We start from the raw sequence: 22,808 nt of genomic DNA, 5'->3' as shown, positions 1-22,808 counted from the left end.
ACGATGAAACCGCTCATTCAGGCCGGCGCCGGTTCGACGGCGCATCACCGCCGGCTGTTTCATCCCGCTCATTCGCTGCGCTGGGTTATCTGGGGCGCTACGATACTCGTGATGCTGGTCATGCCGCTCCTCTTTTCCAGCGGCTTCGCGATGGCGCTGCTCTCGCAGATGGGCATCATGATCATCTTCGCGCTGTCGTACAACATGCTGCTAGGCCAGACCGGCATGCTGTCGTTCGGACACGCGGTGTATTCGGGGCTCGGGGCGTTCGTTGCCGCCCATGTGCTGAACATGATCGGTGCGGGAGAGTTCCCGCTGCCGGTTTCGCTGCTGCCGATTGTCGGCGGCCTGGGCGGGATGCTGTTCGGCGTGCTGTTCGGCTATGTGACCACGCGCAAGTCGGGCACCACGTTCGCCATGATTACGCTCGGCATCGGCGAAATGGTGGCGGCCAGCTCGCTCATGTTTCCCGGGTTCTTCGGCGGGGAAGGCGGGGTGCCGACCAATCGCACGGTCGGCCATGCGGTGCTTGGCATTACTTATGGTCCGGCAATCCAGGTCTACTACCTGATCGCGGCCTGGTGCCTCGTTTCGATGATTGCGATGTACGCGTGGACGCAGACGCCGCTCGGACGCATGGCCAACGCCGTGCGCGACAACCCCGAGCGTGCCGAATTCGTCGGCTACAGCACGCAGCGCGTGCGCTACCTCGTGATGATCCTTTCGGCGTTCTTTGCCGGGATCGCGGGCGGCCTTTCGGTGATCAACTTCGAGATCGTGACGGCGGAGAACGTGGGCGCCGCACAGTCCGGCGGCGTGCTGCTCGCAACGTTCATCGGCGGCGGGGCGTTCTTCTTCGGGCCGATCATCGGCTCCATCCTGTTCGTGCTGTTCGCGGTTGCGCTGTCCAACCTCACGCATGCCTGGCTGCTCTATCTGGGGCTGTTCTTCGTATTGATCGTGATGTATGTGCCGGGCGGCGTATCGAGCCTGCTCATGAAGCAGGTGCCCCTGATCGCCGCACGCAAGCTGCATCGTATGCTGCCGTCCTATGCGGCCGCGCTGGGCGCGGGGCTGATCGTTCTCGGCGCGCTGGTGCTGACGGTGGAACTCGTCTACAAGATCCAGATCGATAGCGACAACGGCACGGCCATGGCGCTCGCCGGCTTGAACTTCGATGCCGCTTCGTGGGTACCCTGGGCCGTCGCGGCGGTGCTGTGGGTGCTGGGCGTACTGGCCGGGCGGGCGGCGGCCGCACGGGTGAGCAACGCGTGGGATCAGGTGCAACGGGAAATCGCGGGGAGCAACGCATGACGGCCGCGTTGGAGTTACGTGAAGTGCGCAAGAAGTTCGGGCGCACGGAGATCATTCGCGGCGTCAATCTGGACGTCGCGAAGGGTGAGCGTCATGCGCTGATCGGTCCCAACGGCGCGGGCAAATCGACGACGTTCAACCTGATTTCGGGGCGCTTTTCGCCAAGCTCCGGGACGGTGAAGCTCAACGGTGTCGATATCGGCGGGCTGCCGCCGTACAAGATCAACCGCATGGGCTTGTCGCGCAGCTTCCAGGTGACGAACATCTTTCACCGACTTTCGGTGTTCGAGAACTTGCGCTGCTCGGTGCTGTGGGCGCTCGGCTACCGGTATTCGTTCTGGCATCGATTGGGACAACTACGCGATGCGCGGGAGCGCGCCGACGAGGTGCTCGAACTGATCGGCCTGCAGGGCCGGCGCGACACCCATGCCGGACTGCTGACCTATGCCGAGCAACGCGCGCTCGAAATCGGCATCACGATTGCCGGCGGCGCCGAAGTCATCCTGCTGGACGAACCCACGGCGGGCATGAGCCGTTCGGAATCGGATCATGCGGTCGAGCTGATACACCGGGTCACGATTGGCAAGACACTGGTGATGGTCGAGCACGACATGAGCGTCGTTTTCGGCCTCGCAGACCGCATTTCTGTGCTGGTCTATGGCGAGGTGATCGCCACCGACACGCCGGAAGCCATCCGCAACAACCGCAGCGTAAAGGAAGCCTATCTGGGCACGACGCTGGACGAACCCGCAGGTGCACATTGATGGGACCCTCCACTCCGATGATCGAAGTGCGCGACCTGCATGCGTACTACGGCAAGAGCCATATCCTGCACGGTGTCGAGATGCAGGTGGGTGAGGGCGAGATCGTCGCGCTGCTTGGACGCAACGGCGTGGGCCGCTCGACGCTGGCCAAATCCATCATGGGGCTGGTGAAGTGTGAGGGGCAAATTCTGCTACGCGGCGACGACGTGCGCGGGCTGCGGACCTTCGAGGTCGCGCACCGGGGGATAGGCTACGTACCGGAAAATCGCGATATTTTTCCCACGCTGACGGTTCGGCAAAACCTGCTGCTCGGCGAAAAGCGCAATCCGACCCAAAAGAAGCCGCGCTGGCAGCTCGACGACATGTACCAGATGTTCCCGCGCCTGAAGGAGCGGGCGGATACGCCTGCGGGTGTGTTGTCCGGCGGTGAGCAGCAGATGCTGACCTTGTGCCGCACGTTGATGGGCGACCCGGATTTCATCATCATCGACGAGCCAACGGAAGGGCTGGCGCCTCTCGTCGTCGCGCAGGTGGGCGAGTACCTCAAGACGCTCAAGGCGCGCGGGATTTCGGTGCTGCTCGTCGAGCAGAAACTGGCCATCGCGCTCGATATTTCGCAGCGCGTCTACGTCATGGGCCACGGGCAGATGGTGTTCGAAGGGACGCCCCGGCAGCTCAAGGCCGATGCCCGTGTCCGGCAGGAATGGCTGGAGGTGTAAGGCACAACATAGGCCGTCGCTCTGGCCGTTGTCTTTTTTCTGCGCATGCGCTGGAGATTGAGCAGGATTCCTTATTGTTATCGGGAGGCCGATTCGTGAAAGTCTACGAGCAACTCAGCGAACTCCAGGCCTGCGTGGGCGAAGCGCTCGGCGTGGGCCAGTGGATGACGATCGACCAGCAGCGCATCGACCTGTTCGCCGAAGTCACACACGACCATCAGTGGATCCACACCGATCCGGAACGCGCGGCAGCGGGCCCGTATGGCACGACCGTCGCTCACGGATTTTTGACCCTGAGCCTGCTGCCCGCCCTGTGCGCCAGCGCCTTCGGGGTGTCCAACATACGCATGGGCGTCAACTACGGGCTCAACCGCGTGCGCTTTCCGGCGCCTGTTGCTGCCGGCAGCCGAATTCGGGCCGCTTGTCGGCTGCTGGAATACACGCCGCTCGAGAACGGGGCGCAACTCACGGTTGAAGCCACTGTGGAGTGCGAAGGTTCGCCCAAGCCCGTCTGCGTCGCGGAGATGGTGTCGCGACGCTATGCCTGAGCGAACAACGCGACATAGACGATCGGGATTCCAAATGGAGAAGGCGCTATGCGTTTCAAGGACAAGGTAGCCATCGTGACCGGCGCGGCCAGCGGGATCGGCCGGGCGACAGCCCGACGGCTCTACGACGAAGGGGCGACGCTCGCACTGATCGACCGCAATGCCGACGCCCTCGCGACCGTGGCCGACAGCATGGAGCGGGCACGCGTCTGGTGCACAGGCCTCGACGTCGCACACGAGGACGACGTGGCGAGCTGCGTCGATCAGGTACTGCACCAGTTCGGCGCGATCGACGTGCTCTGCAACAACGCGGGTATCGCAGGCGGCGACTACTCGCCGGTCAGCGAGACCAACACCGACGTCTGGCAACAGATCCTCGCCGTCAATCTGATGGGTGTCGTGCATTTCACCAAGTGGGCCTCGCGCCCGATGATCGAGCGCAGCCGCGGCGCCATCGTCAATACCGCATCCGTGGCCGGCGTGCGTTCGGGCGCGGGCGGGAATGCCTATAGCGCCTCGAAGGCGGCGGTCATCAACCTTACGATGACCAGCGCGTGCGATCTTTCGCCCTGGCATATCCGCGTCAACGCCGTCTGCCCCGGACTGATCGAAACCGGCATGACGGCTCCGGTGTTCGAGCGGGCGCGTGCGCAGAACAAGGAAGACCGGCTTGGCTACCGTTGTGAACTGCGGCGGCCGGGACGCCCAGAGGAAGTGGCCGCCGCCATCGCGTTTCTCGCAAGCGACGATGCAAGCTATGTGACCGGCCAGGCGCTGCCGGTGGATGGCGGCAATACCGCATCGCTGAATTTGCCGGGGATGAAGGTCTGAGGCCGGTGCGGGAAAGCGAGTGGAGACGGTTGCGCTGAAATCCCTGCAGCAGCGGATTTGAAAGGTAGGGGTGCGAAACTGACGACCAGCGGCATGGGACTCGATGCCCATAGGGGTGCCGCCGTGTCTACAGGGAGATTTTCGGTGACTGGTGCGCCTGACTATCCCATCGAAGGCGGTTGCGACTGCAAGTTCGTTCGCTATCGTTTGCTATCCTCACCGCTTTTCGTGCATTGCTGCCATTGCCGCTGGTGCCAGCGTGAGACCGGGGCGTCATTTGCGCTCAACGCGATGATCGAAAGCGACCGACTCGAACTGCTGAGCGGCGAGCTTGCCTGGATCGATACGCCTTCCGAAAGCGGGCACGGGCAGAAGATTGGGCGCTGCCCGAAGTGCTCGGTGGCCCTCTGGAGTCATTACGCCGGTGCGGGGCTGCTCATCGCATTCGTTCGGGTTGGCACGCTCGACAATCCGGATCTGCTGCCGCCGGATATTCATATCTTTACCGCGTCGAAACAACCGTGGGTCGTGCTGCCCGAGTCGATGCCTGCGGTGCCGGTTTATTACGATCGCACGAAGTATTGGCCAGCGGAAAGCCTGGAAAGACGCCGGGTTGTAATGACCCGGCGAAAACCCGCTCACGTCATAATGGACGGAAAGACGATGAGCACGAAGATGGATGAAGACATCAAGTGATGGACGCCTCACGCGAGCGTGCGAGCCAACCAGGGCAGGAATCGGACATTTCTAATGAGCCAGAGCCGGACATTAGGATATAGCTGCTACAGGAAAAACTTCGATAATTTATCGGGGGTTAAGTGCTCACTGACGCACCTGTCAGGCGGCGGAAACGCGCGCTAGCAGGCGACTCGCGGCATCAGTGAGCAGGCGAAAACCCGTTGCGAACACATCCTTCAATCCTTTCAATTCCTCCTCTTTGGCGATCATCACTGCCATGACTTCGCCGAGTGAGACGTTGGCTTCGCGAGCGATCAGGGCTGCGGTTCGGTAGTCCGGGACGTGCGTTCCATGGACGTACCTGTTCAGCGTCATTTTCGTGAGACCTAGGTCACTCGCCATCGCGCTCACAGATCGGCCCTTTCTGGCTTTCGCTATCAGTTCGTCATAGTTCATACAAATCTCCAATTGACGTAACAGGTCTGTTACAGGCACCATGCGTAACAGTCGTGTTACGCGTAACTGCATTGTTACGCAGTCTATCCAGTGTCACCGAAAAGGTAAACCGGTGGAAGTGGGGCGGCCCGTTCGGGGCTACAGCCAGAAGCGGCTCCACGGAAACTATCTGAGGCGTTTATGACCAAGTGCGCAGCTGACGTTGTGACGCCCGATCTGTTCGACGGTCATCTGTCGGTGCCGGTCGTCGTTCGCGCGGCTGATGTGCGTCGTAGGGACTATCAGTCGGTGCCGGTCGCAGTCGTCGCGGAGTTGTGTGAATGGTGCGGTGTTGACCGTGCGGGCGGTTGTGGTGCCTGTAGTGATTTGAAGCATTCAACGCGTTAGGCGTTTTTGGCGGTGGCTAGTCTGCCGCTCTTTCTTGCCCCGGGTGGGCTTATCCAGTGTGCATAGCACTACTAAGGAAAGGTGATTGATATGAACAAGCAAAAGCTGACGATTCTCGATGTTGCGCACCGTTCGGGTATCGCGAAAAAGACCGGTAACGCCTGGGCGATCCATGAAGCGCAATGCATTCTGGAGCAGGAGAACAGCGAGGGTAAGGCGCTGCTCGTCGGCACGCTCAACCTGCCGGATACGTTGAAGGATTCGACGCCTGGCGACTACCTGGCCGAGTTCTCGTTCTTCCGGTCGATGGACGGCAAGCTTGAGCCGCGTGTCGTGTCGCTGGTGCCGTTCGGCATGCCGGTGGCGAAGGCGAAGCCGGGCGCGGGTGTGGGGGCGTGACGGCATGGATTTCGCGCGGCTGTCGTCGTATGCGGTAGACCCGGTTTCATCGCAGCTCGCGTATCTGAACGTGCTGCTGACGGTTTATCTGATTTGCAAGGGACTGAACTATGTGGCTCGCACGCTGTTGCGCCGCGATCCGCCAACGAAGTCGAATCGTTCGAAGCTGGCCCAAGCGGACGGTTCCAAATCAACGGGCCGTGTTTCCTGAGAGGTTCGCTATGAAGAAGGTGTTGCAGAAGGTGGTGATGGTTGGTTCGGTGGGCGTGGCGTTCGCGGTGGCTTCGGTCGGTGCGTTCGCCCAGGCGTCGGGGGCGTCGATCAACGATTCGGCGATCGTGGCGTCGATTTCGGGCGTCTCGACGAACGTCCAGGACGTCGGCGCTGCGGTCTTGGCGGTGGTGGCTGTGGTGTTCGGCTTCCGTCTGCTGAAGGGCTTCATCGGGCGTTGATCGCTGCGTCTGTCGTGTTAGGGCGGTGTCCGGTGTGCGTCGGGCATCGCCCTTTTTCTTGGGGGGGCATCGTGGCTGTGGTGCGTGAGGCAATGAGGGAGTGGGCGTGGTTCATTCGGCTGGTCGTGGGGCTGCTGGTTGCGCTGCTGTCGTCAGTTGTTTTTGCGCAGGCCTCGGGCGCGCAGTTTTCGGGTGTGGTGTGTGGTCCGCAGAATCTCGCGGGCGTGACTTACGTGCAGGCGGCGGGCCAGTCGGTGAGCTGCGGCAGTGATTCGTCGGGTAACGGGCTGGTGTTGCAGGTCTCGACGTTGGCGGACGATCAGCCGGTTGAGGGTGGCGAGCAGGTTGGGCTCGATATCGGTGCGGCTGTGCTGTCGGTGATGGCGGCGGCATGGTGTGTTCGGGTGTTGCGGCGGTTGGTCGATAGCGGCGGCGAAGGGGAGGCGTGATGGTCTGGTTTTATGAGTGCGTCGCTGCGGTCGTGGCGACGTGTTGGGCGGTGGGCTTGATCCTGTTTTTGTGAGGGGGGGGGCTATGCGACTTCGTGTGTTCGTGCCGATGGTTGCGGTGCTGCTGTTCGGAATCGTGTATACGGCGCCGCGTGAGCATGCGTATGCGCAAGCGGCGGCGGCGGCTCCGGGGATGGGGGCGGCTCTTGCTGAGGTGGTCGAGTCTACGCTTGAGGCGGCGGGATATAGCGCGACTGATGCGGTTGTCGAAGCGACGTTGGCAGCGATTAGCAGTGAGGCTGCGGCTGCGGCTGGGACGGCTGCGGTGGCTGCTGGTGTGACGGTCGCGGCGTTGCCGTGGGTTGCGGTGGCTGCTGCTGTGGGTATGGCGGCGTTTCTTGGGTCTGATTCGGTGCCGTTGGGTAGTGGCGGTTCGCAGTTGTGGCAGTTCAATAGTGATGGGACGGTGACGGTTTCTCCGTCGGCCGGGGCGTCTGCTGCTTCTGGTGCGTCGTCAACCACTGGCTCTACCACTGGTGAGCAATTCAGTCCGTTGGTGGCTGGTGCTACGCAGTGGTGGGGGGATTCGGCGGGCGATAACAATTCGGGCGGCAGTACGCCGTTAGCGGCGGCGATTGCTTATACGGTGTATTGGACTGCGTCGGCGGTGGCAGCGGGGCTGAGTGAGTCCTGGCAGGTTACGGCCACTTCCGATTCTCAATGCACGTCGGTTTCCGGTGGAGATATGAGTTGCCCGGCGGTTATGACGAGTAACGGTACTCAGACGAGTCATCCGGTTACGGTCTCGCCGCGCTCCTATGCGTCGCCTTTTGGCTGCGATTCGGGTATTGCGACGACGGCGGGGTGTCAGGCTGATCCTTATGCACCGCCGCCGCCTACGCCTGTCACCGGGTCGGCGTCGTCTGCTGCCGCCAGTACACCGGCAGGTGATGACGGCGATTTGTTGAGTCCGACTATTCTGGCTGCGTTGGCAAATGCGCTCTGGCAGCAAGCTTCGGAGCAGAGTGGCTATTCGGGTGTGCCTTATCCGGCGAGCTCGCCGGTAACGTCGTCGCAGGCGAGCGATGTGGAAAGTTCGCTCGGGTCGTCTGCACCGACTATCGGTAGTGCGGTGACCGGTGCGGGGTCTTTGACGGGGGCAACCGGTTCGTCGCCGTTTACCGTAACTGCGCCGAGTGGTACGTCTACGGGTACGTCGACGGGCAGTAGTGGTACGACTGGCGGCGGCACAGATGGGACGCCAGATCTGTGTCAGCTTGATCCTACGGCGTCGGCGTGCGCGCAGTTGGGTTCGCCTCCAGCATCGGGGGTGATTCCGTCAAGTTCGGTATCCGTATCAATGTCGCCGTGGTCGATAGGTCCGGCGTCTGGCACGTGTCCGTCACCGATTACGGTACAGGTGTTTGGCACTTCGTTGTTGTTTGATTACTCGCCGATGTGTACGTTTGCGGGTCGAGTTGAGCCGGTGGTGCTGGCTGTATGTGCGTTGGCGGCGGCGCTGATCGTCGTGGGAGGGTTCAAGTCATGACCTGGGCAGCGTGGCTGCTGGCGCTGGTGCAGCCGCTTATCGTGCAGGCATTGGTGGCGCTGGGCGTCGGCGTGTTGACGGTTTCGGGTATTGATGTGGCCGTCAACCAGGCCATGAGCTGGTGTACGTCTGCGGTCGGGGGCATTCCCTCGGACATGCTCAATGTGATGGCGCTTGGGGGCCTGTTTCAGGGTATGTCGTATATCGGCGGCGCGATCAGCGCGCGTATCGCGATGGCCGGTGTGGCTGGCGTGCTTAAAAAATTCTTCCTGGAATAAACGATGATCACGTTGATCACGGGGACACCGGGCAGCGGCAAGACGCTGTACGCGGTGTGGCTTTTACAGCGGGAGCTGAAGGCGGGTCGGCGGCTGGTTGTCGATGGGATAAAGGATCTGGCGCTGGATCATGAGCTGGTTGATGAATTGTGGGTTCGTGACTGGTGGAATCGTTGTGAAAGCAACGACATTATCGTTGTTGATGAAGTGCAGCGCATCTGGCCGCCGCAGTCGATCAGTGTGAAGCCGGGGGAGGACATTGAGAAGTTGCACGTTCATCGGCACAAGGGTGTCGATTTCATTCTGATCACACAGCATCCGCAGCGGCTTCACAAGACGATTCGCGATCTGGTTGGGCGTCACGTTCATGTGCGGCGGTTGTTCGGTCTGAAGCAGGCGATGGTTTACGAGTGGGACCATTGCCATAACCCGAACGCTGGCTTTCGCGATGCGGTCAAGTCGCGGTGGGGTTATCCGAAAAGCGTGTTCAAGCTATACACGTCGGCCGAGGTTCATACGAAGCAGAAGGCCGTTATTCCGAAGGCGCTGTACATGATTCCGGTGGCGCTGGTGGCGGCTGTTTTTTTCGGCTGGCGCGGCCTTCATGAAGCGTTTCCGAACACGTTTGGCGATAAAGGCGCTGGCAAGGCGTCGTCGCATGATGCGGGTGGCGGTGTGAAGGGGGGTGATGCTGTGGATTCGAAGGCCGCTCCGTCGAAGGTTTGGCGGGTTGCTGGTACGTATGCGGTGGGTGAACGTGGCTTTGTCTTGCTTGCGGATACTGAGGGACGCTTTCGGGCAGTGGCGAGTGATGGTTTCAAGGGTGATTCGCTGCGCGTTGAGGGTGTGGTTGACGGTGAGCGGGTCGGTGGCTGGACGGGGGGTAGCGAGCGTGCTGAGCCGAAGGGGGCGGGCAAATGAAACGGTTGCTGGTGTGTCTTTCGGCGCTGCTGGCCGTGTCGTCTGTTTCGGCGGTGGAGGCGGTGCCGTCGTTGCCGCCGTTGCCGGTCGTGGCCTCGGGTGCTGGTGAGCCAGCTCCGGTTTCTCCCCCGTCGCTGCCGCTTGCCCCGTTGCCGCGTGTCAAGGGTGGGGCGTTCGATCTGCGTTTCGTCAACGTCGGGCAGTTAGTCGATCTGCTCTATGACGACGCCATGCAGGTGCCGCATGTGATCAGTTCAGATGTACTGAATGATCAGCGGGTCGTGTCGTTTCAGTATCGTGGTAAGCCTGATGAGCTGCGGGAGTTCGTCAAGGTGTTTCTGGACTCGCTTGGGTTCAAGGTCGTGACAAAGGATGGTGTTGACTTCGTGAGTCGCAAAGACGCGCTCGACGGGAGTGAAGCTGAGCGGCGCGCGTTTGTCTATCGGCCCAGGTATCGCAGTGCGGCGTATCTGGCGAAGCTGGTGCAGCCGTTGTTTGCTGGCCGTATGTCAACGCAGGAGCAGGGCGTGGGTTCCCCGGAAGCGGCGGGGGCGGATGGCGCGGCTCTGGCGGGTCCGTTGGTTGCGTCGGGCGCTGCTGTTTCTGGCGTAGCGCAGGAGGCGGGTGTCGGGCGTCCTGTGGGTTTGCCGTCGTCTGTTTCGTCGGCTGACGAGCTGGTGTTTTTTGGCAAGCCTCGGGAGATACACGATATTGCGAAGGTGTTGCCTGAGCTGGATACGCCTCCGGGTGAGGTTGTGGTGCGCGGGTGGGTCTATGAGGTGTCGGACACGCAGGGCACGAATTCGGCGTTCCAGATTGCGGGCAAGCTGCTGAGCGGTGTGTTGAATGTGTCGAACGGTTCGACGGACGTTGATCCTAATGCGCTGACGTTTGGCGCGTCGTATCTGAAGCTGGCGATCAGTGCGCTGTCGAGCGATTCACGGTTTCATGAGGTCAGTGATCCTAACGTGCGTGTGCTGTCGGGCGAAAAGGTGGAGCTGAATGTCGGCAGTCAGGTTCCTACGCTTGGGGCGGTCAGTTATCAGGGGGCCAGTGGGACACCGGTGCAATCGGTCGATTATCAGGATGCGGGCGTGATCTTCGAGGTGCAGCCGACTGTTCTTGATGACGCGATACAGGTCAAGCTCGATGAGCAGATTTCGTCGTTTGTGGCGACTACCACGGGCGTTAACAATAGCCCAACCAAGAATACGCGTGAGATGACGACGACCGTGAGCATGAAGGATGGGGAGGTGATCGTCCTGGGCGGGCTGATGCAGGATTCGACTGCGGCAGCGGTGAGCCATGAAGGCTGGTTGCCGCATTTCCTTGACGGCAAGTCCAGTTCGAAGGCTCGAACTGAGGTCTTGCTGGTGTTGCAGGTTCGGAAAGTGGATCGCGTGGAGGGGCTATGAGCCGTGCGTGGGCAGTGTCTAGTGCTTACCGGCGAACGTGAACGCGGCGTATAGCGCTGCTGCAAAGGCGATCCAGGCTAGTGCCGCTAGTGGGCCTCTGAATTTTCTTCGCCTGTCGGTTTCTGTGGCGATTGATTCCAGAAGGTTTGGCCTATGTTGTCTCTGCGCTGTTTGTTGTGCTGGTTTGCGGTGTTGATCCCGATACCAGTCACGGTCTTCGATGCCCATGTTGTTCCCGGGTTTGATTTGGTCGTCGCTGATTCTAGCAGTTCGTTTTAAAGATGCCCTTTGCATTGGGCGTCTAGCGTCGGGAGTGTCCGGCCGGTGATCGGCGCTGCTGGTACGGCTGCGGCGTGTCTGCGGTAGTCGTGGCGGTTGTCGCGCGGCTTGGCGCGGCCTGCCGGGCCGAGTAGCGGGTAACGGCGCGGCGGCGTAACGCAGACGCGGGCCGTGAGCGCGGCAACCCCTCACTGCAAAGCCGCTTTTGGTGGGCGTGTGAATGGCGTTGCGGCTCGCGTAGGGCGTCTGTGGAGGGCTGGCCGGTGGTGGGTAGGGGGAAAGTATGGCAGGCGCGCGCGGGCCGCACGCGAGCGCTTGCGCCGCAGCGGCCGGCGCGCGAAGCGCGCCTAAACTTGAATCAGGGACACTTAACGTACAGCCAGCACAGACAAGGCTTTGCGGGCAGTGACACTCTGGTTTGAATGGGTTGGGTGGCGAGGTCGAGCTACAAAAAAAGAAACCCCGGTTGTTTGCAGCAACCGGGGTCAACGCAGCAGCATTACAAGGGGTGCTTGCAATGCCGAGTGACATTGTAGGGGATTTTTCAGCGTTCCGGCGTGAGTGGGTGGTGCGCGGGCGCAACTTCGGCGACGGCCAGGTCGAGATCACGGCGACGCGCTTTGACCGCTACATGGGTGCGCAGCGCCTTGGCCTGATGCCCAGGGCGAAACGTGGCGAGTCGGAGAACAGCGAAGACAACCTGATGGACGCGGCGAAGCGCGCAAAGCAGCAGGTGCGTTTGCGGTGCAAGGCTATCGGCTGTGATCGCATGATCACGCTCACTTACCGTGAGAACATGCAGGACAAGGCGCGCCTGAAACGCGACTTCGATGCGCTCAGACGGCGGCTGTCACGGCTCGGCGACTTTCACTACGTGGCGGTGGCTGAGCAGCAGCAGCGCGGCGCGTGGCATCTTCATGTGGCCGTGCGTGGCCGTCAGAACTACCGGGTGCTGCGGTCGATCTGGCAAAGCATCGTCGGCGCGGATAACGGCAATATCCACGTGCGCAATCCGTTCCGTGAGAAGGGGCTGCGGCACAAGCTCGCGGGCTATCTGGCGAAGTACATAACGAAAGACTTCGCGGCGCACCAGTTGAACGAAAAGCGGTACTGGACGAGCCGTGGCGTGGTCGTGCCGGAGCGTATGCCGATCGATCGCATTCTGAGCGATGACCCGGCGGTCGCCCTGAAAATCGCGTTTGACGCTGCGCGGCGTGTCGGTGCGCCGCTTGACCGGTGCCAGGTGTTCTGGCGGCAGGAGCTGGGCGTGTTCTGGCTATCGACGCGTGAGGCTGCGTAGCGGCTTCCTCGTAGCGGCTGTCGTTGGCTGCGGGCGTCTGGCGTGGGTCGATCACCTCGAGCTCGTGCTGCGGGCGCTCGTGGCCCATCTGGTCGAGCCGAAGTTCGTACTCGAGTGCCTGTAGCCGGAGCACGGCCACGGCCCAGGGCGGGATGACCTTGTTACCGGCCAGCCAGTCGCGGATCGTGCGTTCGCTGCGGTTGAGCATCTGTTTCAGGTGCCGCATGGGGTATCGGGCGGCGTAGTATGCAAATTCTCTCGGTGACGCGCAGTTGTGGCGCGTCAGTATTTTTCTGGTGGTTGGAGTCATCTTGGTCACCTCGGCGGCTCGCCAGTGTCTGGCGGCGGTCGAAAAAAAAGCCGCTTGAATGCGGCTTTTCGTTGCGAATTGCGAAGTGAGCACTCAACCTTTCGTTTTTCTTATCACCGATCAAAACGGTTGATAATTTATCTTATGTAAAATCGTAGGGGCTAGTTCGAACAAGCCGTAGCGCTTTCGACAGCTAGAAGTTAACTGTTTGTAATAATACTTACAAAAATTTAACAGTTAGCCTCAACTGCACTGCCCATGAATGCTGTAGCACCCCGTCACGGCGAGTTGTCCGATTTCCTCGCGCTCTCAAACGGCCTGTCAATCGCGCGTATCGCCGATGTTCTCCGCTGCTGCACGCGAACCGTCCGGAATTATCTCGCCGGTCGTTCGCCGATCCCGTGGCACCGAATCGAGCTGATGCGTTTGCTCGTGCGCGAGGCGGCCGCGGCATCCTCCCAAGCCCAGACACAGCCTGAGCTCGACGAAACCGGCGTCGCCGCCAACATCGAGCCCGATCCCGATGCGCCTGACGTGCCGCCGGCGGAAATGCTGGCGTGGGTCGGCGTCCACGCTCCGCATTACCTGTCGAGTCAGCGCAGCTTCGAGCAATATGTCCGGGGATGGCGAGTCGTCGAAAAAATCCGCCGCGCGAAACACGAAGGCTCATTTGCCGACGTGCTGGCTCGCTGGCGAGTGCTCGCCGTCGAGTTGCCAAAGGCTTGGCGATCCGGCCGCCTCTGGCGCGACCTGGGACCACCCGCTTACCACAAGGCCTAAACCAGCAGGCTAATTGGCATCGGAACCAAAGAGGTCGTCGACGATCTTGCGCGCCGCGCTGTACCCGCCCATCAGCGCATCGGACTCGGTGGCGAATGGACGGCCGGCGACCTCACCGAATCGCAATGGCGAAAATGCGGCAACTGTCGCTCCCGCCCGAAATATTCTCACTACCGCGACGAATCCCGAATCGGTCGGCCGGGGTTGGGGCGCCCGCGTCTTGAATTCCGTTTCGGTAGCGACTTCAAGCGTATAGCCGTGGTATTCGTAACTGCGCATCATCTCGGGGCTTGATTCATTTCAACAGTCGAACGATTTCGTGCGTCGGCACGCTTGCCGCGAGCGTCAAGATTTTCGCAGGTTTAAACCAGCGACATTGCACGATCTCGTTTTGTGGTTCTGGTCTCGTGTCTCGCGGGAGTTCGGCGAAAAATACATGATGGCGCTTGTTGATCCCGCCGAACTGGAACAGATAGGCCAGTGCATGACCGGCAATTGTGGTCTCTTCCGCAAGTTCCCGGTAGGCGGCCTCAAGCGGCGATTCTGAACGCTTGATCGTACCACCCGGCAAGGACCAACGCGATCGCCCCCGTGCGACAAGCAGCACCTTGTCGCGTTGAAAGCACACGATGGTCGCCCTTTCTCTCATCTCGTTCCCTGTTTCAATTCGGCGCCCTATTCTTTAATCAGGCATGATTCGTTGGCACAGGACTTAAGCCTTCGGCCGCCCCCTATCCGATGTCATTGCTGGGCGTCTGCAGTTCAGGGAGAGAACACAGATGAAAACCCGGTCCTCATGCAACATATGGCTACCCATCGGAGGCTTCGCGGTGGCTTGCTTGCTTTCCGTCCCTACACTTGTCCTCGCCCTGGCATGGCTGAGTATTGGCGTCTGTGCGATCGGCTACCGCTCGCTTGATACCTTCCCTGTCGAGGGGTTCTCAGTCAAATGGTTGTGCGGGCGACGTCGCGCCTGCCTTTGGTTTCATCACCTGCTCTACTGGCCGCGCCACATCGAGCCGGGGCTACAGGAAATCGCCACCCGCACCGCCAAACACGTCGCCGAAAGCTGCACGCGCTCACGCATCAAGTCGCGGTCCTCCGCGGACTTACCGTCCGGCAACCGCAAACGATGACAGCCGGCGAACGCTATCTTGCGGGCGGCCGTCGTCAGAAATCTAGTTGCGCGGCCGTGATGCCAAGCGCTGCCGCAATCTTTTCACGCGACGATTTCCGCAGACGCGCACTTGCTTCCTGCTGCGCGTAAGCCGATTGGCTCACGCCAAGGCGTGCCGCGATTTCAGCCTGGGTCAGCCCAAGGTGTTCGCGCCATGCCCGCGCCGGCGGCACATCGTCGGCCAGCGTCCGGCGCACGACATCATGCGGGATCAGGTCGCTGTCGCGCGCGTGCTGCGCCACATAGTCCGCATACGGGATGACGACAAAGGCCGGCTTGCCGTCCGGTCCCATGATCGTTTGAATGTTAGTAGGTGCGTTCATCGCGTTTCCTCACTTCCTGAATGTCGACGATCTTGATTGCCCCATCCCAATCGAACAGGATCCGATAGTTCCCTACCCTCAACCGGTAGCCGTATTCGTGGTTGATGAGCGCCTTCACGTTCGAAACATTAGGCATTGTGGCCAGACCTTCTACGGCATCAAGAATCTGCAGTCGCACGGGGCGGTCGAGCTTGCGCGCCTGCTTCGCGGCCTTTGGGCTCCAGTTGATCTTGTTCATCGGCCAAATTATAAGCAAAATATAAGTTATTGCAACCGATGAGGCCAGCTTTTTATAAGGTTCAGGCCGGCCGCCGGAAATGCGACCGGTGCCGGTCTGTCGTCGGGTCGTCGCGCACTTCGAGCTCGAGCGCGGTTGTGAACCCGCCATCGCCTAGCGTATGCGTCGCCTTCTTTACGAGCCAGGGCGTTTCATCGATCTCGGGTTTGAAGCCGGAAACCGTCACGGGCAGCTCGGGGAATACTTCCGCCTGCCCGCGCGCGAGCGTGTAGTCGAGCGTGGCCTGGCTGCGCTGCGTGCGCGCGAACTCCGCTTCGGCCGCAGCGCGTGCTTCGGCTTCGCTCGGGTAGTCCTCGGGCAATACCTTGACGTTGTGATTGTTGTCGCCGCCCACGACGACAGATTTGCGCTTGCCCTGCCCGTTCGAATGGTAATGGGCACGCACGGCCGCATAACTCTCGCGCTGTGAGACGTGGTAACGGTGCTGGTCGCCGCTTTTGCGCGTGATATTCAGCACATCCAACGCCTTGCCGCTCACCGTCTTGCCGGTGCCGATCGGCGTGAACAGAAGGCGCAGGTCTTTCACATTCATCACGGCATCGTACCGGCGCGCGAGTCGCGTCAGAAACGACATGTCGCTCTCGTGCGTCTGGTCGATATGGGCGATCGCAATCTGTGCAAGCGCATCGGCGACGGCCGGCTTGAGAGCGTGCCGGCCGGCGATCGCGTCGACGATCGCGCCGAGCGTCTGCGCGTGCCAGCTCTGTTCCCGCCGCTCGTGCATAGCATCGGTCATCGAGGCCGACCGCGCGCGGATCGTGATGATATCGGGCGCCCCGCTATGCTCCACTTCGTCAACCGTGAATGTTCCCTTGTCCACAAGGGGCTCGCCTACCCATCCGAGCGCAACCTTGATATCGGCGCCGCGCTTCGGAATCGCAAACGTGTTTTTCGAGTCGTCGAGAACAATGTCGAGCGTGTCGGCTTCGTCGGCGCGCGATTCGGAAAGTGACAGGCTGATGAGGTACGGCGCCATTGCGCCCGACAGATCACGACCGTCGAGCGTCACGCGGTAGTCGGCCTGCGGCTGCGAGCGGCCGGCGCGCGAGTGGTCAATATCCGTCATTTCACGGCCCGCTCGTTGACGGCAGAGAGCGCGTCATCGTCGACGCGCTTGAGGGTCAGCGTGAATTCGATCTTGCGCGCGACGCCTTCGGCCGTGTGGTACGTCTGCGTTTCGTCGAGGCCTTCGATGACATAGGCGCCGTACACGTTGCCTGTGCCGTCGACGAGCACCCAGGCGTCGCCCGTGTCGCCCATGTCGGCGAGCTGCTTGAGCGAAGCGCGCGAGCCGATCGACTCGCCCTGCGCGACGGTTCCATTGAGGGTGATCGAGTCGTCACCGGGGCCGGTGTACTGGCTCGCGTCACGGGTGCCCACGCGTGAGCTGGTCCGGTGCTTCCAGTTACGGCGACGCTGCAGCTCGCGGAAAGGCGCGGTGGCGAGACTGAAAACGAATTGGTCGAGGGCCATCATCATGAGCCGCTTTCCTCCTGGTTCAATGATCGGACAGGCTGGAAACCCGGCGAGAACGCTGCGCGCGCTCGCGGCGGTCCAGCTCGGCCGCGACGGCGCGCGCGATCGCCTGCGGATCGGCGCCGGCCTGCGGGTAAATGTTGATGATGGGCGCCGCCGCGCCGCTCGCGCCGGCCGCCCGCCCCGCCGGCGAAGCGACGACAGGCGGGCGGGAGTCGATCGGTACGGTCGGGCGCACGAGCGGGACCGTCGCGGCGCTCGCGCCGGTGGCGAACGCCGGTGCGCCGAAAGCGGTCGTCGCGACAGTCGCCATAGCGACGGCGGCCCTGGCGACGCGCCCCTGCTCGCCCTCCATGCCGATTGCCGCGCCCTGCGCGACGAACCCGCCCAGCTCGGCGAAAACCCGGCTCGGGCTGTGAATGCCAAGCTTTTCCTTGAACCATCCGACCGTCGAGCTGGCGACGTTGACAATCGCATCCTTGACCGTGCCGAGGCCGTTCGTGATGCCGTTCACGAGCCCCGAAATCAGGTGCGTGCCGAATTCGGCGAACTGCGCCGGCAGCGCGGCAAACCATGCCATCCCGCCCGCGAATGCGCCGCGAATGCCATCCCACGCCCACGAGGCGCCGGCGCGAATCTGGTCCCAATACGTGTAAATCAGGTACGCGCCGCCGGCGATGACTGCGACGGCCGCGGTGATCGCAAGGCCGATCGGGTTCATGAGCATCGCGCGGCCGGCGAACATCGCCGCGGTGCCGAACATGCGGAATGCGCTCGCGCCGAGGCCGAGGCCGCGCGCGAGCAAACCGCCCTGCATGCCGAGCGTCTGCATGCTGAATTTAACGACGGCCATCGGGCCGAGGATGCCGGCGAGCGCAATGGTCAGTGTGCCGATGACAACGAGGATCGCAGCGAGCGCGGCGAGTGCCGTGAGCATCACTTTCGCGGCCGTGCCGTGCTCCCTCATGAACCCGACGACCTTCGAGGTTGCGGCCGCCGTTGCCTGCAGTGCCGCGTTGTAGAGCGGTGATATCTTCTCGCCGATTTCGAGCTTGAGGTCACGGAGCTGCGTCAGCGCGGCAATCTCGCGACCCTGCGTGAGCTGTTCGCCCTTCGCGGCCGCTGCGTCGATGCCATCGGCGCCGGCATTCAGGCGCTCGTTTTTGTGAATCTGGTCACGCTGCATGTACATCGTCGTGAACAGGTTCGCGGCCGTCCGGTTGGTAAAGATCGTCGAGATCATGTCCTTTACCTTGTCCGGGTCGGTGATGCCCTTGGCCGCGAGCTTCGGCAGCAGCACCTTTTCGAGCCATTCGAGCGGCGAGGCCTTGAGCTGGTCGCCACCGGCGAGCGCGCCCGGTTTGACCTGCCTGATCGTGCCGATCTTCGTGTATTCGACCATCTTCGGATCGAGCAGGCCGAGCGCCATCATCTGTTTCGCGGCCCGTACCGTGGTTTTGCCCTGGTATGCGTTGCTGTAGGCCGACATCAGGCCCGTGCCTACGGCGTGGCCGCCCATCTCCTGAATAAGCGGCTCCATCTGGTAGTAAAAGGCATCCTTGCGCATCTGCTTGGCCGCGACGCCGCCCGTCTGGATGAAATCGCGCCACTGGTCGCCGCCGACACGGCCGCCGGTCGCCGTGATGACTTTCTGCACCATGTTCGCCTCGTCCTTGAACGTCGCTTCGTTTTTCGTGCCGCCGCGCAGCTCGATCACTTTCAGCATGTTCATGAACTTTTCTTCGTTCGCGTGGGCGTCCTCGGCGCCATACATCGAATCGTTGGCGAACTTCATTTTCGAGAGCGTCGGCATCACCATTTGCGCGTGATGCTCGTCGGCGAAGATGCTCAGGGCGTCGCGCATCATGAGCACGTTGTCGGTCGTCGCGACGCCGTACTGTTTCATCGCGCGGGCGTACTTCACGGCATCGGCCGACGCGTGATCGCCGAGGCCGAGCGCCTTGATACGCATCGCCTCGCGCTCGAACTCCTTCGACTCGTCGAGCGATTCGCGCAGGTCGCCGAAAATGTGAGTGCCGGTCGAGCGCGCAGCGTAGCCGCCCACGGCCATCCCGGCGGCGACGCCCTGCATTTTCTCCATGCTCCTGCGCGCGGCCGCGACGCGTTTCTCGCGATCGCCGATCGCCTCGAGCTTCGCCATCTGGTCTTTCATGGTTGCCGTCGTGGCCGCGATGTTGCCGCGCAGGTCGCGCTCGTGCTGCGACAGGTTGCGCGTGTTCACGCCGGCGGCCGCGAGTTGATCGCGCAGCTCGCGCACGCGGGTCGATTGCCGCTCGTGTTCGGTGGTGAGGCGCGCGGCCGCCTGCTTCGCCTTCTCGAACCCGGCCGCCATCTGGCGCGACGGGTTCGAGGTCGAGCGCATCGAGGCGGCCAGCTCGCCCACGCGGCCCCGTGCCGCGTTGAGCTGCGTGGCGGTCGCGGCGAGCCCCTTGCGCACCTCGCGGAACTCGCCGACGGTCTTCTGCGTCTTGCCCATCTCGGCCAGCTCGCGCCGCGTTTCCTTGAGCGAGCCGGCGAGCCCCTTGTTACCGGCGAGTATGTTTTTCAGGGGCTTCGTCAGGTTGTCGATCGCGTCGAACATGACGCGAAGTTTCAGGGCGTTATCCATCGTTTCCGGTTCCGCTTCGCACGCGCGCACGCTCGCGCCAGTCCATCAGTTCAGCCAGGCCGAAACTGTCCATCAGCGGCGGTTCCCATCCGAAAACCGTCGCGATATCGGCCATTGCGTCCTCTACGCGGTCAGGGAGGCCATGCTCGCTTTCACGGCCTTCGGCATCAAAAAACCGGCGAAGATACCTCCCAGCTGCACGAGGTCGGCGGGGTCGAGCTGGGCGACATCGTGCTCGGTGAGCGTCGGCGAACTGATACGCGGCAGCACCTTCGAGAGCGCCGACACGTCGAGGCTCACGAGGTCGGAGAGCGAGACGCCGCGCAGCTCGCCTGATTGCGGCTTGCGCAGCGTGATTTCAGTGATGGTCTGCTTGCCGCGCACGATGGGCGTGTCGAGCGTGAGCGTGTTCGGCTCAGCAGCGGACAGCGTGGAAACTGCGTCGTTTTCGTTCGTGGTTTTCATGGTATCCAGCTATGGGAGGTTGTGACCGTTACAGACCGATCGCCGTGCGAAGCGCTTGCATCAGGTCGGTGCCGTTGATGTTCTCGATCATGTTCACGAAGTCGATTTCAATGATCGTTTCGCCGTTCACGGTCAGCTTGTAGTAACTAGCCACGGTCGTCACCTTGAATGCGGTGTCTTCCTTGGCCTTCGCGGTGCCGGGGTCGATTTCCATGTGGCGGCCGCGCACGACGACTTCAATTGCGTCGATCGAGGTCGAATCTTCGGCCTGATAGCCGCCCGCGAAGCGCAGCAGCACGCCGTCGTGCTTGAGCGTGCCGTAAGACTGCAGGACCGATTTGAGGAAGCCGGCGGCGGTCCATTCCATCTGGATACCTTCCTGGCCGAAATCGATCTTGATCGGGCCGCTCATGCCGCCGCCCTGATAGTCCTCCATCTTGCGGGTCAGCTTCGGCAGCGCCACTTCGGCGACCTTGCCGGCGAAATTTTCGCCGTTGTGAAAGAGGTTGAACCCCTTCAGTTTGCTCGGGAGAGCCATCGAATTTTCTCCTTTGTTGTGCGATCGTTACGCGGTAACGCGCGAGGCGAAGTCGGCGAGGTAGCGGTCGGTGATGCGCTGGCGCAGCATCAGGTTTTCGAGCGGCGGCACGGGCGTATAGTCGAAATCGATATAGGCCTTACCGGACTTCAGCACGTCCTGCGTGTTCGGTTCCGAATCCCACCACGAGCTGCCGCCGATCAGGTAGCCGTTGCTGGTCTGCTCGCGGAACCACCGGTTGATACCTTCGATGATGTCGCGCGGCAGCGAGGGATTGAGCGGCCCGTCGACGACGGGCATTTGAGCGTCGGCGATCGAGTCGGCGATAACCTGCGCGGTGCGCGTGTAGTTCTCGAACATGAACAGCGGATCGTCGGAACAGGTGCGCGAGCCCCAGAAGCGATAGCCGTCGCGGTTGATGAGCGTCGTTACGTCGGCTTCGTTCAGATAGCCCGCATCAGTGGCCGGGTCCTGCAGATCCCAGAAAACGTCCTGGCTGATGCCTGTGACGCCATTCACGCCGACATTCGAAATCGTCTTGTGCCAGCCCGTATCGTTGTCGATCTTCGCGCGCAGGCCGAGGGCGTAGGCCGTCGCCGGCACTTCGGCCGTCGCGTTGGTCGTTTCGTCCCATGCGAGGAAATTCGGCCAGATCACCATCACTTCGCGCTGGATGAACTGCTTGCGGTACGTCGTCGCCTCTTCCTTCGTCCTGCAGCCGTAGGCGTACACGTAGGCGAAGGCGCGCAGCGATTGCGCGGTGCTGGCGAGCGCGGTCGCGACGGCCTGAGAATCGAGGTTCGGCGCACCGATGATGCGAGGCTTGACGCCGACCTTCGCCTGCGCCGCGAGCAGGGCCTTCATGCCGGTGTATTTGCCGTCAGCGGTCACGGTGCCGATCACGTTGCTCGTGGTCTCCGCATCGTCCTTGCCTTCAGCGACGCGCACGACAACCGTGATCGGCTTCGTCTGCTTGCCGATGCCGTCGAGCGTCTTGTACAGCGTGCCCTTCGTGCCGGCCTTGCCGAGCGCCGATACGACGTTCGTGATCAGCACGGGCGTATCGAGCGGGAACGTCGCCGCGTCGGCGTCCTCGGCCGTGCAGACGATGCCGACGATCGCGGTCGATACCGAGCGGATCGGGCGCGTGCCTTCGTTGATTTCGGTAACGCGTACCCCGTGGTGATAGTCCTGCGGCATGCTTTGTACTCCTGAGGTGAGAGGAAACGGGATGTCACCCGGTTTCAGGTCGAACTGCGGGTCGAATTACAGGTCGAGCACTTCGGCGCCGGCGAACGCGTAGCGGTCGGCGCCGAATTGCGTGACAACCGGATTGACCGTGACGTCATCCGGCGCCGGCGCGGCCAGCGCTGCCTCTGCGAAATCGAAGGCGTTCTGCCCGTTCGCCGGGATGCCGTCGAGCTGGATCGAAACCTGTGCGAGCGGGTTGAGACCCTGCTTGAGTGCGTCCTCGCTGTAGAAGCACGAGACGACGGCAAACGTCGAGCTGGTGAGCTTGTTGAGCGTGACGTTGTCGACGCGGTGGACCGTAGCCGGTGCGCCGTTCAATGCGACGAGAATCTGCTTCCTGAGTGCCATGTTTGCGGCTCCGTTTCAGAGATAGATGGATGGGTGTGTCAAGCGGACCTAGATCAGCGGGCCGGGCGCCGAAGGCCACTCAACATCAATCGGGAAACCCGGATGCTCCGTAATGTCCCGTAGCGCCTGCCGGTACGCTTGCCACTGCGCGGCCTGCGCCTTGACTGGATCGGGTGCATCCGGCGGGACGATCACCCGAGCATCGGTCAGCCGGAGCATGTTGTCGCGCACGCGCCGCATGACGATGCCGCGGATCTCGGTCCGGTTATTGCGGAAGTGCCGGGTCACAGCCAGCATGTCGGGTTGCGGGACCGTCGCGCTGTACCAGGCTGCGATCGCCGGCTCGCCGGTCTGTTTGCCTGATGCATCGACCGGATGCCCGACGCAGAAGTCAACGCCGGATTGCACGCCGAGCATGTGCGTCAGCGTGGCAGCCAGCAGGTCGTGAGAAAACCGCTTGCAACTGATGCCCAT

General features: G+C 62.1%; 32 protein-coding genes. 18 read left to right on the top strand and 14 right to left on the bottom strand.

Annotation, left to right across the window (positions count from 1 at the left end):
* The first annotated feature begins 3 nt into the window (after window positions 1-3).
* From BAC01S_RS09750 to BAC01S_RS30825, 6 genes are all read left to right on the top strand, one after another.
* Window positions 4-1,314 carry a branched-chain amino acid ABC transporter permease gene (locus BAC01S_RS09750; RefSeq protein ID WP_027794596.1) on the top strand — a complete coding sequence of 437 codons (1,311 nt, stop codon included), beginning with the start codon at window positions 4-6 and terminating at the stop codon, window positions 1,312-1,314.
* Window positions 1,311-2,078: an ABC transporter ATP-binding protein gene (locus BAC01S_RS09745; RefSeq protein ID WP_027794595.1), complete on the top strand. Its 768-nt coding sequence runs from the start codon at window positions 1,311-1,313 to the stop codon at window positions 2,076-2,078. The genes BAC01S_RS09750 and BAC01S_RS09745 overlap by 4 nt, the downstream gene beginning before the upstream one ends.
* Complete coding sequence (locus tag BAC01S_RS09740; RefSeq protein ID WP_027794594.1) at window positions 2,078-2,797, top strand: ABC transporter ATP-binding protein; 720 nt, start codon at window positions 2,078-2,080, stop codon at window positions 2,795-2,797. The genes BAC01S_RS09745 and BAC01S_RS09740 overlap by 1 nt, the downstream gene beginning before the upstream one ends.
* Window positions 2,798-2,892: 95 nt before the next feature.
* Complete coding sequence (locus tag BAC01S_RS09735; RefSeq protein WP_027794593.1) at window positions 2,893-3,345, top strand: MaoC family dehydratase; 453 nt, start codon at window positions 2,893-2,895, stop codon at window positions 3,343-3,345.
* Window positions 3,346-3,393: 48 nt separating this feature from the next.
* The gene (locus BAC01S_RS09730) at window positions 3,394-4,176 is read left to right on the top strand and encodes an SDR family NAD(P)-dependent oxidoreductase (RefSeq protein WP_027794592.1); all 783 of its coding nucleotides are present in this window, start codon (window positions 3,394-3,396) and stop codon (window positions 4,174-4,176) included.
* A gap of 93 nt (window positions 4,177-4,269) precedes the next feature.
* Window positions 4,270-4,872 (top strand): GFA family protein, encoded by a 603-nt coding sequence (locus tag BAC01S_RS30825; RefSeq protein WP_043201725.1) that lies wholly within the window; start codon window positions 4,270-4,272, stop codon window positions 4,870-4,872.
* A 141-nt stretch (window positions 4,873-5,013) separates the two neighbouring features.
* Here the strand turns inward: BAC01S_RS30825 and BAC01S_RS09720 are convergent, their stop codons facing one another.
* Window positions 5,014-5,310 carry a helix-turn-helix domain-containing protein gene (locus BAC01S_RS09720; protein WP_027794591.1) on the bottom strand — a complete coding sequence of 99 codons (297 nt, stop codon included), beginning with the start codon at window positions 5,308-5,310 and terminating at the stop codon, window positions 5,014-5,016.
* A 477-nt stretch (window positions 5,311-5,787) separates the two neighbouring features.
* Here BAC01S_RS09720 and BAC01S_RS09715 point away from each other — a divergent pair, with 477 nt between their 5' ends.
* From BAC01S_RS09715 to BAC01S_RS09670, 11 genes are all read left to right on the top strand, one after another.
* Window positions 5,788-6,096, top strand: a complete 309-nt coding sequence (locus tag BAC01S_RS09715; RefSeq protein ID WP_027794590.1) for a hypothetical protein — start codon at window positions 5,788-5,790, stop codon at window positions 6,094-6,096.
* 4 nt (window positions 6,097-6,100) lie between these two features.
* Window positions 6,101-6,307, top strand: a complete 207-nt coding sequence (locus BAC01S_RS09710) for a hypothetical protein (protein WP_027794589.1) — start codon at window positions 6,101-6,103, stop codon at window positions 6,305-6,307.
* Window positions 6,308-6,317: 10 nt separating this feature from the next.
* Window positions 6,318-6,548, top strand: coding sequence for a major capsid protein (locus BAC01S_RS09705; protein ID WP_084168441.1), 231 nt, complete (start codon window positions 6,318-6,320; stop codon window positions 6,546-6,548).
* A 71-nt stretch (window positions 6,549-6,619) separates the two neighbouring features.
* Window positions 6,620-6,997, top strand: a complete 378-nt coding sequence (locus BAC01S_RS30820) for a hypothetical protein (RefSeq protein ID WP_156954370.1) — start codon at window positions 6,620-6,622, stop codon at window positions 6,995-6,997.
* Between the two features lie 85 nt (window positions 6,998-7,082).
* Window positions 7,083-8,546, top strand: coding sequence for a virulence factor TspB C-terminal domain-related protein (locus tag BAC01S_RS35925; protein ID WP_156954369.1), 1,464 nt, complete (start codon window positions 7,083-7,085; stop codon window positions 8,544-8,546).
* Complete coding sequence (locus BAC01S_RS09695; RefSeq protein WP_027794586.1) at window positions 8,543-8,824, top strand: DUF2523 domain-containing protein; 282 nt, start codon at window positions 8,543-8,545, stop codon at window positions 8,822-8,824. The genes BAC01S_RS35925 and BAC01S_RS09695 overlap by 4 nt, the downstream gene beginning before the upstream one ends.
* Before the next feature lie 3 nt (window positions 8,825-8,827).
* Window positions 8,828-9,745, top strand: coding sequence for a zonular occludens toxin domain-containing protein (locus BAC01S_RS09690; protein WP_027794585.1), 918 nt, complete (start codon window positions 8,828-8,830; stop codon window positions 9,743-9,745).
* Window positions 9,742-11,160: a type II secretion system protein GspD gene (locus BAC01S_RS09685; protein WP_027794584.1), complete on the top strand. Its 1,419-nt coding sequence runs from the start codon at window positions 9,742-9,744 to the stop codon at window positions 11,158-11,160. Before BAC01S_RS09690 ends, BAC01S_RS09685 begins: the two co-directional genes overlap by 4 nt.
* 796 nt (window positions 11,161-11,956) lie before the next feature.
* Window positions 11,957-12,739 carry a rolling circle replication-associated protein gene (locus tag BAC01S_RS09680; protein WP_027794583.1) on the top strand — a complete coding sequence of 261 codons (783 nt, stop codon included), beginning with the start codon at window positions 11,957-11,959 and terminating at the stop codon, window positions 12,737-12,739.
* Window positions 12,726-12,863, top strand: a complete 138-nt coding sequence (locus BAC01S_RS34540) for a hypothetical protein (protein ID WP_156954368.1) — start codon at window positions 12,726-12,728, stop codon at window positions 12,861-12,863. Before BAC01S_RS09680 ends, BAC01S_RS34540 begins: the two co-directional genes overlap by 14 nt.
* Window positions 12,864-13,307: 444 nt before the next feature.
* A complete protein-coding gene (locus tag BAC01S_RS09670; protein WP_027794582.1) occupies window positions 13,308-13,829 on the top strand; it encodes a hypothetical protein in 522 nt (173 codons plus the stop codon).
* Between the two features lie 9 nt (window positions 13,830-13,838).
* Here the strand turns inward: BAC01S_RS09670 and BAC01S_RS09665 are convergent, their stop codons facing one another.
* Entirely contained in the window at window positions 13,839-14,111 is a 273-nt protein-coding gene (locus BAC01S_RS09665; protein ID WP_027794581.1) for a hypothetical protein, read from the bottom strand.
* Between the two features lie 13 nt (window positions 14,112-14,124).
* Window positions 14,125-14,478, bottom strand: coding sequence for an NUDIX hydrolase (locus tag BAC01S_RS33770; protein ID WP_156954367.1), 354 nt, complete (start codon window positions 14,476-14,478; stop codon window positions 14,125-14,127).
* Window positions 14,479-14,608: 130 nt separating this feature from the next.
* Between BAC01S_RS33770 and BAC01S_RS34535 the strand changes: the two genes are divergently transcribed.
* Window positions 14,609-14,965, top strand: coding sequence for a hypothetical protein (locus BAC01S_RS34535; RefSeq protein ID WP_156954366.1), 357 nt, complete (start codon window positions 14,609-14,611; stop codon window positions 14,963-14,965).
* Between the two features lie 34 nt (window positions 14,966-14,999).
* On the opposite strand, the gene BAC01S_RS09655 is transcribed toward BAC01S_RS34535, so the two are convergent.
* From BAC01S_RS09655 to BAC01S_RS33275, 11 genes are all read right to left on the bottom strand, one after another.
* Window positions 15,000-15,329, bottom strand: coding sequence for a helix-turn-helix domain-containing protein (locus BAC01S_RS09655; protein WP_027794580.1), 330 nt, complete (start codon window positions 15,327-15,329; stop codon window positions 15,000-15,002).
* Window positions 15,313-15,567, bottom strand: a complete 255-nt coding sequence (locus BAC01S_RS09650) for a type II toxin-antitoxin system RelE family toxin (RefSeq protein WP_027794579.1) — start codon at window positions 15,565-15,567, stop codon at window positions 15,313-15,315. The genes BAC01S_RS09655 and BAC01S_RS09650 overlap by 17 nt, the downstream gene beginning before the upstream one ends.
* A gap of 61 nt (window positions 15,568-15,628) precedes the next feature.
* The gene (locus tag BAC01S_RS30815; protein WP_043201720.1) at window positions 15,629-16,693 is read right to left on the bottom strand and encodes a phage late control D family protein; all 1,065 of its coding nucleotides are present in this window, start codon (window positions 16,691-16,693) and stop codon (window positions 15,629-15,631) included.
* Complete coding sequence (locus BAC01S_RS09640) at window positions 16,690-17,106, bottom strand: phage tail protein (protein ID WP_027794578.1); 417 nt, start codon at window positions 17,104-17,106, stop codon at window positions 16,690-16,692. Before BAC01S_RS09640 ends, BAC01S_RS30815 begins: the two co-directional genes overlap by 4 nt.
* 19 nt (window positions 17,107-17,125) lie before the next feature.
* Window positions 17,126-19,732 (bottom strand): phage tail tape measure protein, encoded by a 2,607-nt coding sequence (locus BAC01S_RS09635; RefSeq protein ID WP_027794577.1) that lies wholly within the window; start codon window positions 19,730-19,732, stop codon window positions 17,126-17,128.
* A complete protein-coding gene (locus BAC01S_RS33765; protein WP_027794576.1) occupies window positions 19,725-19,847 on the bottom strand; it encodes a GpE family phage tail protein in 123 nt (40 codons plus the stop codon). Before BAC01S_RS33765 ends, BAC01S_RS09635 begins: the two co-directional genes overlap by 8 nt.
* Before the next feature lie 8 nt (window positions 19,848-19,855).
* Complete coding sequence (locus BAC01S_RS09625; RefSeq protein WP_043201718.1) at window positions 19,856-20,197, bottom strand: phage tail assembly protein; 342 nt, start codon at window positions 20,195-20,197, stop codon at window positions 19,856-19,858.
* 28 nt (window positions 20,198-20,225) lie between these two features.
* On the bottom strand, window positions 20,226-20,735 hold the full coding sequence (locus BAC01S_RS09620) for a phage major tail tube protein (protein ID WP_027794574.1): 510 nt from the start codon (window positions 20,733-20,735) through the stop codon (window positions 20,226-20,228).
* A gap of 27 nt (window positions 20,736-20,762) precedes the next feature.
* Window positions 20,763-21,935 carry a phage tail sheath protein gene (locus tag BAC01S_RS09615; protein ID WP_027794573.1) on the bottom strand — a complete coding sequence of 391 codons (1,173 nt, stop codon included), beginning with the start codon at window positions 21,933-21,935 and terminating at the stop codon, window positions 20,763-20,765.
* Window positions 21,936-22,001: 66 nt separating this feature from the next.
* A complete protein-coding gene (locus BAC01S_RS09610; protein ID WP_027794572.1) occupies window positions 22,002-22,334 on the bottom strand; it encodes a hypothetical protein in 333 nt (110 codons plus the stop codon).
* A gap of 48 nt (window positions 22,335-22,382) precedes the next feature.
* Window positions 22,383-22,808, bottom strand: coding sequence for a phage tail assembly chaperone (locus tag BAC01S_RS33275; RefSeq protein WP_052408724.1), 426 nt, complete (start codon window positions 22,806-22,808; stop codon window positions 22,383-22,385).

This window comes from Paraburkholderia acidipaludis NBRC 101816, assembly GCF_000684975.1.
Lineage (GTDB): Bacteria > Pseudomonadota > Gammaproteobacteria > Burkholderiales > Burkholderiaceae > Paraburkholderia > Paraburkholderia acidipaludis.
The sequence above is the reverse complement of the archived record's forward strand: the minus strand, read 5'-3'. Positions and strand labels throughout refer to the sequence as shown.

What these genes read in the sequence shown, in the direction of transcription:
- BAC01S_RS09750 (WP_027794596.1), top strand. Translation starts at nt 4, where the DNA reads ATGAAACCGCTCATTCAGGCCGGCGCCGGTTCGACGGCGCATCACCGC.
- BAC01S_RS09745 (WP_027794595.1), top strand. Translation starts at nt 1,311, where the DNA reads ATGACGGCCGCGTTGGAGTTACGTGAAGTGCGCAAGAAGTTCGGGCGC.
- BAC01S_RS09740 (WP_027794594.1), top strand. Translation starts at nt 2,078, where the DNA reads ATGGGACCCTCCACTCCGATGATCGAAGTGCGCGACCTGCATGCGTAC.
- BAC01S_RS09730 (WP_027794592.1), top strand. Translation starts at nt 3,394, where the DNA reads ATGCGTTTCAAGGACAAGGTAGCCATCGTGACCGGCGCGGCCAGCGGG.
- BAC01S_RS30825 (WP_043201725.1), top strand. Translation starts at nt 4,270, where the DNA reads ATGGGACTCGATGCCCATAGGGGTGCCGCCGTGTCTACAGGGAGATTT.
- BAC01S_RS09720 (WP_027794591.1), bottom strand. Translation starts at nt 5,310, where the DNA reads ATGAACTATGACGAACTGATAGCGAAAGCCAGAAAGGGCCGATCTGTG.
- BAC01S_RS09715 (WP_027794590.1), top strand. Translation starts at nt 5,788, where the DNA reads ATGAACAAGCAAAAGCTGACGATTCTCGATGTTGCGCACCGTTCGGGT.
- BAC01S_RS09710 (WP_027794589.1), top strand. Translation starts at nt 6,101, where the DNA reads ATGGATTTCGCGCGGCTGTCGTCGTATGCGGTAGACCCGGTTTCATCG.
- BAC01S_RS09705 (WP_084168441.1), top strand. Translation starts at nt 6,318, where the DNA reads ATGAAGAAGGTGTTGCAGAAGGTGGTGATGGTTGGTTCGGTGGGCGTG.
- BAC01S_RS35925 (WP_156954369.1), top strand. Translation starts at nt 7,083, where the DNA reads ATGCGACTTCGTGTGTTCGTGCCGATGGTTGCGGTGCTGCTGTTCGGA.
- BAC01S_RS09695 (WP_027794586.1), top strand. Translation starts at nt 8,543, where the DNA reads ATGACCTGGGCAGCGTGGCTGCTGGCGCTGGTGCAGCCGCTTATCGTG.
- BAC01S_RS09690 (WP_027794585.1), top strand. Translation starts at nt 8,828, where the DNA reads ATGATCACGTTGATCACGGGGACACCGGGCAGCGGCAAGACGCTGTAC.
- BAC01S_RS09685 (WP_027794584.1), top strand. Translation starts at nt 9,742, where the DNA reads ATGAAACGGTTGCTGGTGTGTCTTTCGGCGCTGCTGGCCGTGTCGTCT.
- BAC01S_RS09680 (WP_027794583.1), top strand. Translation starts at nt 11,957, where the DNA reads ATGCCGAGTGACATTGTAGGGGATTTTTCAGCGTTCCGGCGTGAGTGG.
- BAC01S_RS09670 (WP_027794582.1), top strand. Translation starts at nt 13,308, where the DNA reads ATGAATGCTGTAGCACCCCGTCACGGCGAGTTGTCCGATTTCCTCGCG.
- BAC01S_RS09665 (WP_027794581.1), bottom strand. Translation starts at nt 14,111, where the DNA reads ATGATGCGCAGTTACGAATACCACGGCTATACGCTTGAAGTCGCTACC.
- BAC01S_RS33770 (WP_156954367.1), bottom strand. Translation starts at nt 14,478, where the DNA reads ATGAGAGAAAGGGCGACCATCGTGTGCTTTCAACGCGACAAGGTGCTG.
- BAC01S_RS34535 (WP_156954366.1), top strand. Translation starts at nt 14,609, where the DNA reads ATGAAAACCCGGTCCTCATGCAACATATGGCTACCCATCGGAGGCTTC.
- BAC01S_RS09655 (WP_027794580.1), bottom strand. Translation starts at nt 15,329, where the DNA reads ATGAACGCACCTACTAACATTCAAACGATCATGGGACCGGACGGCAAG.
- BAC01S_RS09650 (WP_027794579.1), bottom strand. Translation starts at nt 15,567, where the DNA reads ATGAACAAGATCAACTGGAGCCCAAAGGCCGCGAAGCAGGCGCGCAAG.
- BAC01S_RS30815 (WP_043201720.1), bottom strand. Translation starts at nt 16,693, where the DNA reads ATGACGGATATTGACCACTCGCGCGCCGGCCGCTCGCAGCCGCAGGCC.
- BAC01S_RS09640 (WP_027794578.1), bottom strand. Translation starts at nt 17,106, where the DNA reads ATGATGATGGCCCTCGACCAATTCGTTTTCAGTCTCGCCACCGCGCCT.
- BAC01S_RS09635 (WP_027794577.1), bottom strand. Translation starts at nt 19,732, where the DNA reads ATGGATAACGCCCTGAAACTTCGCGTCATGTTCGACGCGATCGACAAC.
- BAC01S_RS33765 (WP_027794576.1), bottom strand. Translation starts at nt 19,847, where the DNA reads ATGGCCGATATCGCGACGGTTTTCGGATGGGAACCGCCGCTGATGGAC.
- BAC01S_RS09625 (WP_043201718.1), bottom strand. Translation starts at nt 20,197, where the DNA reads ATGAAAACCACGAACGAAAACGACGCAGTTTCCACGCTGTCCGCTGCT.
- BAC01S_RS09620 (WP_027794574.1), bottom strand. Translation starts at nt 20,735, where the DNA reads ATGGCTCTCCCGAGCAAACTGAAGGGGTTCAACCTCTTTCACAACGGC.
- BAC01S_RS09615 (WP_027794573.1), bottom strand. Translation starts at nt 21,935, where the DNA reads ATGCCGCAGGACTATCACCACGGGGTACGCGTTACCGAAATCAACGAA.
- BAC01S_RS09610 (WP_027794572.1), bottom strand. Translation starts at nt 22,334, where the DNA reads ATGGCACTCAGGAAGCAGATTCTCGTCGCATTGAACGGCGCACCGGCT.
- BAC01S_RS33275 (WP_052408724.1), bottom strand. Translation starts at nt 22,808, where the DNA reads ATGGGCATCAGTTGCAAGCGGTTTTCTCACGACCTGCTGGCTGCCACG.